Source organism: Salinisphaera sp. G21_0 (assembly GCF_017744115.1).
GTDB lineage: Bacteria > Pseudomonadota > Gammaproteobacteria > Pseudomonadales > Endozoicomonadaceae > Endozoicomonas.
Map to the genome: position 1 here is coordinate 22,543 of NZ_JAGHQW010000060.1, position 10,221 is coordinate 32,763.

Below are 10,221 nucleotides of genomic sequence, written 5' to 3' on the forward strand. Positions count from 1 at the left end.
GATTGAAAACTGCTTATTTATAATTCAGTACTGTTTCACTCGAGTCTAGGAGGCTGCCATTAGGTCAAATCTGAGCAGGTCTCACTGCTGCTACTCGGGCTTTACGGCTGCGCAGAGCCTTTATCAGTTGCAACAGGAGGCCTGCTGTAGCGTGAGTTCGAGCAAAAAAAGACAAGATAGCCCCAGTGATTTAACTATCTTTCGGTTGCAATCCATAGCTAGCCAGAGGCTCCCATATCTATGATCATTGTATTCTGTGATGTTGATGATTTCTGTCTGGTTTTCGAACCAGAATGACATAAACAGTTTATCTGCAATATCAAAAAGCCTCTTGTCATCTCGAAGCTCTCGTTCAGTGAAATAATGACCATATCATTCGACCGTAATTTGATTATTCGCACTAAGAATGTGTTTCCGGTTGGTCATGGTGCCCTTGCAGAAAAACGCATACTTTCCTTAAGGGTAACTGCTGATAATCATCCATAAATAAAAACGACACAATAACAATATATACCCCACAACTGTGAGATAACCCTTGAGAAGGTGATTACTCGGTTGACATTATCTGCGTTTGGCTGCTTTTATTAGCACTGAAAATTCACCACTCTCCGAGGGTTATCGGTTGTTTAAGCTGTTTTTGACCAGCGTGTTGCTGTTTTTTGGCATCTTGCCACTGGCGTATATCAGAAAGAACCTCATTATTGAAAACGAGTTGTATGGCCTGTTTTTTGGTAATTATGTCTATCTTGCACACTACTTGCTGTTTACTGTACTGGTACTGCTGATCGTTCATTATCTGATAAAGCCTGTGCCGGTCTATCTTGGAAAATGGATTATTGCCGCTTCGCTCTGCGCAGTGACTGTCATCGGTTATATCAACTATCGTTATACCGATGTCGTTCATACCCAAATCAGCGTTAACAAAATCGCAGATAGAGAACAGCTGCGTATCGCCTTTATTAGCGACCTCCATCTTATGCCAACGTCCAACAAACAGCTATTTGTGGATATGGTAGCGAAGATTAACGCTGAAAATCCCGACATCATTGTGTTTGGTGGCGATATTTTTCAGGACAGCCATACCAACGTTAATGAGGGATACAAAAAAGTTTTTGCTGAATTAACAGCAAAACATGGTGTCTATGCGATTCTTGGTAATCATGAATACTACGGTAACGATGTGGATGGTAATGTTGCCTTTATCAAAAATTCAGGAATTGAGATTCTGCACGATGAGGTACTCACTATTGATGGCATTCACTTAATTGGCCGCGATGACATCGGTAATAAGTTTGCCGTTACCAATCGGATGAGTCTGAAAGAAATTTATGAGCGCGACAATGTTCAAGCCAGTGATCCGATCATTGTCTTTGACCATAATCCCGTCTCTATACCTGAAAGTATTGAGAACAAGGCCGATCTACAGGTTTCCGGTCACACTCATGGTGGCCAGTTCTTTCCTTATAATCTGATCTTGCGTCGAATGTACCCGAACGTCGCTGGTCATAAAGTTATCGACGGGCTACACACTATCGTCAGCGCTGGTGTTGGCGTAGGTTGGTGGAAAATCGTTGGGCCATGGCAAATGCCCTACCGATTTGGCACCAGTGGTCAAATTAATATTATTGATGTGAGCTTTGCAGACCCTGAACAAGGCAGGCAAGAGAAACAACAGTGAATAACCCGGGGGCAAAGCTGCCCCCAAATCTGGCGATTAATCTGCTAATCGCCCAGTTTCTTTGTCGAAATCACTCTCATGGATTTCATGCCACATGACGTTGATGATTCCAAAAGATCATTAAGCAATTTCAACCAGATTCCCCCTGGACTCCAACCAGGACTTACGGTCCGAGCTGCGCTTCTTGGCCAGCAGCATGTCCATCCGCTGAGTCGTCTCCTGTTCATCGTCGAGGGTCAACTGAACCAAACGACGAGTGTCTGCAGACATGGTGGTTTCACGAAGCTGCAGCGGGTTCATCTCGCCCAGTCCCTTAAAGCGTTGCACATTGATCTTGCCTTTCTTTTTCTCGGCACGGATGCGTTCAAGAATGCCTTCTTTCTCCGCTTCATCCAGGGCGTAATAGACGTCTTTGGCCACATCAATCCGGTAAAGCGGAGGCATGGCAACATAAATGTGGCCGCGTTCCACCAGTGGGCGGAAATGTTGAACGAACAGGGCGCAGAGCAGGGTCGCGATGTGCAAGCCATCGGAGTCGGCATCGGCCAGGATGCAGATTTTTCCGTAGCGCAAACCATCCAGGTTATCCGATGCCGGATCAACCCCCAGGGCTACGGAGATGTCGTGTATTTCCTGGGAGGCCAGTACTTCTGAGGAGTCTACTTCCCAGCTATTGAGGATTTTTCCCCGCAACGGCATGATGGCCTGGTACTCACGGTCACGGGCCTGCTTGGCAGAGCCGCCCGCCGAGTCCCCTTCTACCAGGAACAGTTCGGTCATGCTCAGGTCCTGACTGGCACAATCCGCCAGTTTGCCGGGCAGTGCTGGTCCCTGGGTTACTTTTTTTCGGGCGACCTTCTTGGCTTTGCGCATCCGTTTCTGGGCATTGCTGATGCAGAGTTCTGCCAGCAGTTCAGCTTCAGCGGTATGCTGGTTCAGCCAGAGGCTAAAGGCATCTTTTGCCACACCAGAAACAAAGGCGGCACACTCTCTGGAAGAGAGGCGTTCTTTGGTTTGGCCGGAGAATTGCGGGTCTGCCAACTTGGCAGATAATACGTAGGCGCAGTTTTCCCACAGGTCATCGCCACCGAGTTTCACGCCACGGGGCAACAGATTCCGGAATTCACAGAATTCCCGGATCGCTTCCAGCAGACCGGTTCTCAGGCCATTCACATGGGTGCCGCCCAACGGGGTGGGAATCAGGTTGACATAGCTTTCCGTCAGCAGTTCACCGCCCTCGGGTAACCATTGGACGGCCCAGTCTACCGCCTCGCTTTCCCCTTTCAGGGAGCCGGTGAAGGGTTCAGCGGGGAGCACGGCAAAGCCTCTTGTGGCACTTTTGAGATAGTCATTCAGGCCATCTTCGTAGTACCACTCGGTCACGTCTGCGGAAATCCGGTCATCAAATTCAACCCGAAGGCCAGGGCAAAGGACTGCCTTGGCACGGAGAATATGCATCAACCGGGGAACGGAAAATCGTGGGGAGTCGAAGTAACTGGCATCGGGCCAGAAACGAACCGTGGTTCCGGTATTGCGACGTCCGCAGGTGCCGGTTTCGTGAAGGTCTTCATCCTTGTAGCCATCTTTAAAGCTGATGGCTGAAACAATGCCACCACGGCGAACGGTCACTTCCAGACGGCTGGAGAGCGCATTGACCACAGAGACACCCACCCCGTGCAAACCACCGGAGAACTGGTAGTTCTTGTTGGAGAATTTACCACCGGCATGCAGGCGGGTGAGAATAAGCTCAATACCCGAGATGCCATGTTCCGGATGGATATCGGTGGGCATGCCACGGCCATCATCCACCACTTCCAGGGACTGGTCTTTGTGCAGGGTGACCTTGATATGGGAAGCAAACCCTGCCAGAGCCTCATCCACACTGTTGTCGATGATTTCCTGGGCAAGATGGTTTGGCCGGGTGGTGTCGGTGTACATTCCGGGGCGTTTGCGCACCGGGTCGAGGCCACTGAGTACCTCAATCGCCTCGGCATTGTAGTCGTTCTTTACCATGAGTCCTTGCTGACTGATCGCTTTATGACGCAGAGCTTAAATATAGAGAGTGTAACGAATGGACAGTGATTTGTTCAAACGGATGTCGGAAAATCCTGTTTCAGAAAGTCAAAGATTTCTGGCAGCATTGTCTCAAAATGATCAAAGGTGTGGCTGCCACCTTCTTGTACGATCGCTCTGCATTGCTGATATTTTTCCACCGCCAGGCGGTAGTCCAGGGTTTCATCGCCCGTCTGTACCAAGAGCAGCGTGTTGTCCGGTGATGCCGGTGGTTCTGTTTCCAGAAGGAGCAGCTGTTCAACATACTCTTCGGTCATCACCCAGTCGGCACCGGTATGAAAGTTTTTCTGGGGGCCGAGAAAGGCTTCGAATCGTTCATGGGGAACTACGGCCGGGTTAATCAGCACCAGTCTCGCCTTTTTCCTGTGGCCATTGTTTAGTAGCCAGCGTTGCAGCCAGGTACCCAGGAAGCCGCCAAGAGAGCTGCCAATGATGTAGATATCCCTGAGGTTCAGTGACTTTTTCAGGTGGCTCTGTAAACACTGCACAATATCCGATGGAAAAACCGGCAGATCCGGTATCCATAATTCAATATCCAGCTGGTTATCCCGGACATACCCGGTGGTTTGGATAGCCTTGCTTGACTGGGATGAACTGTTCAGGCCATGCAGATAGACCAGCAGCGGCTTCATATTTTTGCCCCTATCATTCTATTCACCAGCTCTGCCGGCGAGTGGTCAATCACCAGCTGGTCATACCAGTAGCGGGTTATAAAGCCTTCATCCACGGCATTCTTCAACCAGGCCACCAGGTGATCATAATAGCCAGCGGTATTCAGAATGGCGCAGGGTTTACCATGGTAGCCTACCTGCTTATGGGCAATTTCCTGAAACAGTTCATCCATGCTGCCAACACCTCCGGACAAGGTGATAAAGCCATCCGCCAGCTCACCCATGGTCTGCTTGCGCTGGTGCATGTCCTGCACATGGATCAATTCGCTCAAGCCTTTATGGGCCTGCTCCTGGCCGACCAGGGCGTGGGGAATCACCCCTACCACTGTGCCACCTCCGGCGATGGCGCGATCAGCGATAGCGCCCATCAGCCCGACATTACCACCGCCATAAACGATGGTGATGCCTTGCTCTAACAGCGAGTCCACCAATGCCTCAGCGGCCTGACGGTATGCTTCCTTTCGACCAGACCGGGCACCGCAGAAGATTGCCACTGACTTCATTGCTTATCCCTCTATTTCTCTGCATGGCAGTAGCAAGCATACACAATTAGCTATACTGCTGCCTGTCCTAATGATCAGAATAACGCTCATACCATGCATAATATCGTGATTGACATTGATTATCGGGAAAGGGCTTCAGGGATTGTTGACATACTTCAGGGTCAGGAAGGGATTGTCGTGAACACCGTCTCTCTTGAAAGCGGAGATTATAAAATCAACAACGACTGGCTGGTTGAGAGAAAAACGCTGACCGATCTGGCTGCCTCCATTATTGATGGTCGGTTATTCCGGCAACTGAGCCAGTTTTGTTTTCCTTATCGCAAAGTATTACTGATTGAAGGAACTGCTGACATGTTGTGTTCATCGGGTATACGACGAGAGTCTATTCAAGGGGCTCTGGTGACCGTGTCGCTTTATTTTGGTATTCCCGTACTTCGCTCCATGAACCCGAATGAAACCGCTGCATTATTGATGATGGTGGGGCGACAATGGCGCAAGTTCAGAGGGCTGATGAATTCTGCGGGTATTGGCTCCCGGCCTGTGCCATCCAAAGATCCTCTCCGGCAAACGTTAAATATGCTGCAGTGTTTGCCGGGTGTTGGCTCGCTGAAAGCCCGGGCTCTGTTGCAGAAATTTGGTTCGATTGAAGCCGTATTGCTGAGTTCGGTTGAAGAGCTGGCACAAACCAGGGGGATTGGTAGAAAAACAGCGCAGGGCATCAAGCAGATGTTGAGGCATTCCCACGCTGGAAAAACCGGGACTGAATGACCACATCAGAGGTCATTCAGTTAAACCGTGATTAACCTTTAACACGGAGGTGCACAAACCACTTGCTCAAACCCACCATCACACCACCACCAATGATATTACCGATGGTAACCGGCAGCAGATTCATAAAGATGTTGCCCAGGCTGATCACGTCGAAGTCGGCAGCGGTGTAACCAATCGCCTGCCAGAACTCAGGGCCCGCCACAGTCTTAACCATGTAGCCCACTGGCAACAGGTACATGTTGGCTACGGAGTGCTCAAAACCCGCTACCACAAACGCCGCTACCGGCAGAATGCAGGCCATCATTTTACCCGCAGCTGTGCGTGCACTCAGGGTCATCCAGTAGCACAGGCAAACCAGCAGGTTACAGAGAATACCCAGGATCAGGGCCTGGAAGAATGGATAGCCCAGCTTGGCCTTGGCGATATACATGGCAGAGAGGCCTACCTGACCATTGCCGCCTTCCCAGACCCCGCCACCAATAATCAGCAGGGCAAAGAGAATAGAGCCGATAAAGTTACCAACGTAAACCAGCCCCCAGTTTTTAACGATGTTACGAAACTTCAGTTTACCCGTTGCCTTGCCCATCAGCAGCAGAGTGCTGCTGGTAAACAGTTCGGCACCGCAGAGCACCACGAGCATCAGGCCGGTACTGAAGACAATACCACCCACCAGTTTGGACATACCGTAAGGCATGCTTTGGGCACCGGCCATCACTACGGTATAGAACATGCCGGCAATGGCAACAAAGATACCGGCCATAATCGCCAGGATCATTGTTATCTCAGGGTGTTTTTTGGCTTTGCCTATTACTGCCTGCTCAGCCAGCTTTGCCATTTCCGCAGGAGGAACCGCACCATAGTTGGGCATATTTTGAACTTGCATGGGGTTATCCACAGCCAATCGATGTTGGCGCTAAGTCTACCAGTGAGAAGAATCGGGTATCAGAGTGGTAAATTCATTGGGTATTACGAAAAATACTTAGTACATGGCGTGAACACTTCATAAAATGAGTCAATGAACAAAAACAGTGCATTAAAAAATAGATAGAGTTTGTGCAAAAGAACAGTTGCTTCTTGTGATAAATACAGCGACGATAAAATGAGTTGTGTTATAAAAATGCTGTTCAATATCCACAGGCATCGAGCATACCGTTTTCCGGTTCTTCACACACCAATGGAGAAAAGGATGGAGGGAAAGTGCCATGAATAGTCATCTGCTGATCATTGCCCTGGGAGTCACTATACTCGGCTCTGCGCAAGCAGACGACCATGGACAGATGGCTGGTGCTGTTGAACTGCTGCCTGAGCAACACGCGGCAGACTCCCCGGATAAGTCCTCTACCTTAGAACTAAGCAACCAATCATTAAGTCCGGCCGATAACGCCAGAGGCCTGCGCATTGATTATCAGCCATTTGATAACAACTTCAGTATGTCGGCTGGCAGTTTTCGCCATGCTTCAAAAGATTCACAGAATGCACGCTACAACAACAAGACTTATCTTGGTGTAGGTTGGAAGAAAATGGTGGATCAGGCAAGGCTGGGTGTTCGGGTTGATATTGGTGCTGTTTATGAAAACAATGAGGGGAGCAATCTTGCCGCCCCTACGGTTAATAGTTTGAAATCCATCTCAAGAAACAACGTTGATGAAACGACAACTGCCCGCTGGCAGCCTGTTATCAGTTTTGGGGTTTCTTATCGTTTCTAGCCCGGATATTTCATAAACTGCCCCGAATCTCGCGAAGGACTTTGTCGCTCTAAGGGATTTTGTGAGGGAGCGCCGTACCGGGGAGTACGGTCGACTGAGCAAAACTCCTTTAGAGCGGCAAAGGACAAGCGAGATCGGGAGCACGTTTATGAAATATCCGGGCTAGGAGGTTTGGTCCGGAAAAATAGCCATTATCCATGCTCATTTTATTCACAGCTGCCCCATCGGTGGCTTCCGCAAGCGCGGCCAATGCTGGCTCGACCTCCTGAACATCATTGGCATGCTGGCTGACGTGCTGACCAACGATAACCTGATTATCTGCATCAACACTGATTTGAGGATTGTAGCTGTATTCACAATAGCCTTTCTTCTTCATCATCCGGGCATCGTGATCAGCGAAGCTGATTTGTTTTTTGTCGTCTATTGGTTCATCGGGGGTCAGTGCTTTTTCCCGTTTCTCCAGTGCTTCTTTTGCAGCTTTTATCTTTTTCAGTCGCTCCTGCTTAAACTGCAAGTCTTCAGGAATCGTATAGCCATTGGCTTCTTTGTAGAGATCGTCTTCCTCCTGATCGTACTGGCTGGCTTTTATGAAACGTCACCCGACTGATACCGGACAGTCTTACCCATAAGGCCATGAGCTATGCCCTGAACCAGTGGTCAAAACTGGTGGTTTACTGTGAAGACGGACACCTCAATATTAGCAGTGCGGCAGCTGAGAACGCTATCTGCCCCTTCACTGCGGGTAGGCGTAACTGGCTCTTTGCTGATACCCCGAAAGGTGCCAAAGCGAGTGCAACCTACTACAGCCTGATCGAAAGCGCGAAGGCCAATGGGCTGGAACCGTTCGAATACCTGAGTCACATTCTGAAAGAACTGCCTTATTCCGACACGGTTGAGAAACCTGGAGCAGCTTCTGCCCTGGGCAGTGAAAGCATCTAAAGGATAAATCGTGAAGTTTGGGCTGGCTATGACGGTGGTTTTATTGGCGCTTAGAGTGCCGAGATAAATCGGCAAGATGTTAAGGGTGAAAGTCCCTGTGGGGTAAGGCTGGCGGGTCGCCCCAGCCTCGAGTCATGCGCCGGTTATCGTAAGGTGGCCGGTGAAGCGTTGACAGGGGTGCCTGTAGGCTGAGTATCGAGCTGCGAAATCAAATATCGTCCGGGGTGCTGATGTTGTTAAGCGAAACAGAAAGCAAAACTGCAAACCACGTTCAACCGCAAGCGGTTTGCAGGCCTCGCGCAGTCGTAGACCTTGTGCATGCAGGTACGCATCTTGTGCTCTCTTAATCTACAAGAGCCGGGAGGTCCTGCCTGTTCCTCCTGCAATAGCCACAGGAGGCCTGATGGAGAAGGTTAATCACCATAAGTATTATGGCGGGCAGGAAGTCGGACAAGCCCGTAGTACCGGAGAAGCAGCCGGACAAAGCAGATTCGTCTGTGGCGGAGGCTGTGGAGGAAAGGGGCTTGACCAAGAGGAACATTCAACAGTGCGCCAGTGTCCCGACCCAGTGCGGGGTAAACGCTACGTGACGTCTGTTGGGTGTGCGTCAAGCTGCGGCAAGGGACAGTCGCACGAAGAAGATTTCCTTGGCTTCTCTTACGGCTTCCGCCGGGGGCGAAACCAACATGATGCAAACCGATTCCTGTTTGAACTGAAGAAGCACCTCAGTGATTTTGGATTGTCCCTGCAGGGAGATAAGACTCGCCTGATTCGCTTTGGCATGTTCGCACAGCGGGATGAAAAGGCCAGTACCGGGAAACGCCCGGAAACGTTTGAGTTTCTGGGGTTCACCTACTACTGCGCAAAAACCCGGAATGGCCGCCGCTTTATGGTAGGCCGTGAAACCAGTGTCAAAAGGCTGAGGGCAACCTTGAAAGCCATCAAAGAATATTTGATAAAATATCGACACCGCCCAGTTATGGAGCAGGCAAAATGGTTACAGCGTATCCTGCAAGGACATCTGAACTATTTTGCGGTTCCGGGCAACAGTCGTAAGCTTATTGCCCTGTTAACAGCAGTCGGGAAAATTTGGCTCAAAGCGTTAAAGCGGCGCAGTCAGAGAAATCGATTGAACTGGTCCAAGTTCGGACGTTTCCTGAGGGCAGTGCTGCCGAAAGCGCAAATTCTTCACCCATGGCCTGAGCAACGGTTTGACGCCAAATACTCGAGGTAGGAGCCGTATGCATTAGCAGTGCACGTACGGATCTGAGCAGGGGGTGCCGGGTGACTGGCATTCCTACTGCGACCGTTCTATTGTTGTCATCCTCAGACGATTCTCCAACTGGAAACAGGTAATCCCCGAAGAAACCATGCAGTCACCTTCCTCCTCAGTAACCGCAGACACGGCATCCCCGTTAACAGCCACTGAAGCCGGAAGGCACCAGCCAGCAAACAGCCGAAAACAAGAAAGAAAGCGATCCATGTCAGGTTACCAGGTGGAACAGACAACAACGGGCACTGGAACATTTCCACCGCTTCAACTGCAATCTGAATCCGGGCCCATCCCACCCATAAAGCGCAGGCGTGTTACTGACAACAGCAGGAGTATTGTGTGTTCTTCAACTTCGCTACCTGCTAATCCGGAGCCAAGCGACAACAGGCTATTAACTGGCAATGAACATACCTCAGCGATGGCGCAGGTCATGCCTGAACCAATGGAGGATGTACCGCTCACTACAGAAATTAACAGTCAAACATCAATTTCAGAATTTTCTGTAAGCCAGCAAAATGAACTGCGAACACATTTAAATAATCAAGAAATTCAAGCAATATTAAAGAATGCCGGGACTCTTCTGAAAAACCTCAAAGACAGGAAAATC

The 10,221-nt window shown here is 49.9% G+C and carries 11 protein-coding genes and 1 pseudogene; 7 read left to right on the forward strand and 5 right to left on the reverse strand.

From position 1 onward, the window contains the following. Positions 1–234 precede the first annotated feature (234 nt). Positions 235–372 (forward strand): annotated as a pseudogene (locus tag J7439_RS27570) (IS982 family transposase); the annotation flags it as partial. A gap of 199 nt (positions 373–571) precedes the next feature. Further along, positions 572–1,678 (forward strand): metallophosphoesterase, encoded by a 1,107-nt coding sequence (locus tag J7439_RS21265; protein WP_209204001.1) that lies wholly within the window; start codon positions 572–574, stop codon positions 1,676–1,678. Between the two features lie 120 nt (positions 1,679–1,798). Here J7439_RS21265 and parE read toward each other — a convergent pair whose 3' ends face one another. The 3 genes from parE to J7439_RS21280 form a co-directional block, all read right to left on the reverse strand. Continuing rightward, positions 1,799–3,691 (reverse strand): DNA topoisomerase IV subunit B, encoded by a 1,893-nt coding sequence (gene parE, locus J7439_RS21270; protein ID WP_209204002.1) that lies wholly within the window; start codon positions 3,689–3,691, stop codon positions 1,799–1,801. A gap of 74 nt (positions 3,692–3,765) precedes the next feature. Then, complete coding sequence (locus tag J7439_RS21275) at positions 3,766–4,383, reverse strand: YqiA/YcfP family alpha/beta fold hydrolase (RefSeq protein WP_209204003.1); 618 nt, start codon at positions 4,381–4,383, stop codon at positions 3,766–3,768. Beyond that, complete coding sequence (locus J7439_RS21280) at positions 4,380–4,925, reverse strand: LOG family protein (protein ID WP_209204004.1); 546 nt, start codon at positions 4,923–4,925, stop codon at positions 4,380–4,382. The genes J7439_RS21275 and J7439_RS21280 overlap by 4 nt, the downstream gene beginning before the upstream one ends. Positions 4,926–5,018: 93 nt before the next feature. Between J7439_RS21280 and J7439_RS21285 the strand changes: the two genes are divergently transcribed. After that, positions 5,019–5,693 carry an ERCC4 domain-containing protein gene (locus J7439_RS21285; protein WP_209204005.1) on the forward strand — a complete coding sequence of 225 codons (675 nt, stop codon included), beginning with the start codon at positions 5,019–5,021 and terminating at the stop codon, positions 5,691–5,693. Between the two features lie 31 nt (positions 5,694–5,724). Here the strand turns inward: J7439_RS21285 and focA are convergent, their stop codons facing one another. Further along, positions 5,725–6,597 carry a formate transporter FocA gene (focA, locus tag J7439_RS21290; RefSeq protein ID WP_502950436.1) on the reverse strand — a complete coding sequence of 291 codons (873 nt, stop codon included), beginning with the start codon at positions 6,595–6,597 and terminating at the stop codon, positions 5,725–5,727. Between the two features lie 301 nt (positions 6,598–6,898). Here focA and J7439_RS21295 point away from each other — a divergent pair, with 301 nt between their 5' ends. Continuing rightward, a complete protein-coding gene (locus J7439_RS21295) occupies positions 6,899–7,402 on the forward strand; it encodes a hypothetical protein (RefSeq protein WP_209204007.1) in 504 nt (167 codons plus the stop codon). 109 nt (positions 7,403–7,511) lie between these two features. Here the strand turns inward: J7439_RS21295 and J7439_RS21300 are convergent, their stop codons facing one another. Beyond that, a complete protein-coding gene (locus J7439_RS21300) occupies positions 7,512–7,916 on the reverse strand; it encodes a hypothetical protein (RefSeq protein WP_209204008.1) in 405 nt (134 codons plus the stop codon). 119 nt (positions 7,917–8,035) lie between these two features. On the opposite strand from J7439_RS21300, the gene J7439_RS21305 reads away from it, so the two are divergent. The 3 genes from J7439_RS21305 to J7439_RS21315 all read left to right on the forward strand — a co-directional run. Next, positions 8,036–8,341 carry an IS66 family transposase gene (locus J7439_RS21305; RefSeq protein WP_209204009.1) on the forward strand — a complete coding sequence of 102 codons (306 nt, stop codon included), beginning with the start codon at positions 8,036–8,038 and terminating at the stop codon, positions 8,339–8,341. A gap of 403 nt (positions 8,342–8,744) precedes the next feature. Next, the gene (locus tag J7439_RS21310; RefSeq protein ID WP_209204010.1) at positions 8,745–9,575 is read left to right on the forward strand and encodes an RNA-dependent RNA polymerase family protein; all 831 of its coding nucleotides are present in this window, start codon (positions 8,745–8,747) and stop codon (positions 9,573–9,575) included. A 247-nt stretch (positions 9,576–9,822) separates the two neighbouring features. Further along, on the forward strand, positions 9,823–10,221 hold a 399-nt coding region (locus J7439_RS21315; RefSeq protein WP_209204011.1), incomplete at its 3' end, for a hypothetical protein.

Coding starts and splice junctions, on each gene's coding strand:
- parE (WP_209204002.1), bottom strand. CDS start 3,691: ATGGTAAAGAACGACTACAATGCCGAGGCGATTGAGGTACTCAGTGGC.
- J7439_RS21275 (WP_209204003.1), bottom strand. CDS start 4,383: ATGAAGCCGCTGCTGGTCTATCTGCATGGCCTGAACAGTTCATCCCAG.
- J7439_RS21280 (WP_209204004.1), bottom strand. CDS start 4,925: ATGAAGTCAGTGGCAATCTTCTGCGGTGCCCGGTCTGGTCGAAAGGAA.
- J7439_RS21285 (WP_209204005.1), top strand. CDS start 5,019: ATGCATAATATCGTGATTGACATTGATTATCGGGAAAGGGCTTCAGGG.
- J7439_RS21295 (WP_209204007.1), top strand. CDS start 6,899: ATGAATAGTCATCTGCTGATCATTGCCCTGGGAGTCACTATACTCGGC.
- J7439_RS21305 (WP_209204009.1), top strand. CDS start 8,036: ATGAGCTATGCCCTGAACCAGTGGTCAAAACTGGTGGTTTACTGTGAA.
- J7439_RS21310 (WP_209204010.1), top strand. CDS start 8,745: ATGGAGAAGGTTAATCACCATAAGTATTATGGCGGGCAGGAAGTCGGA.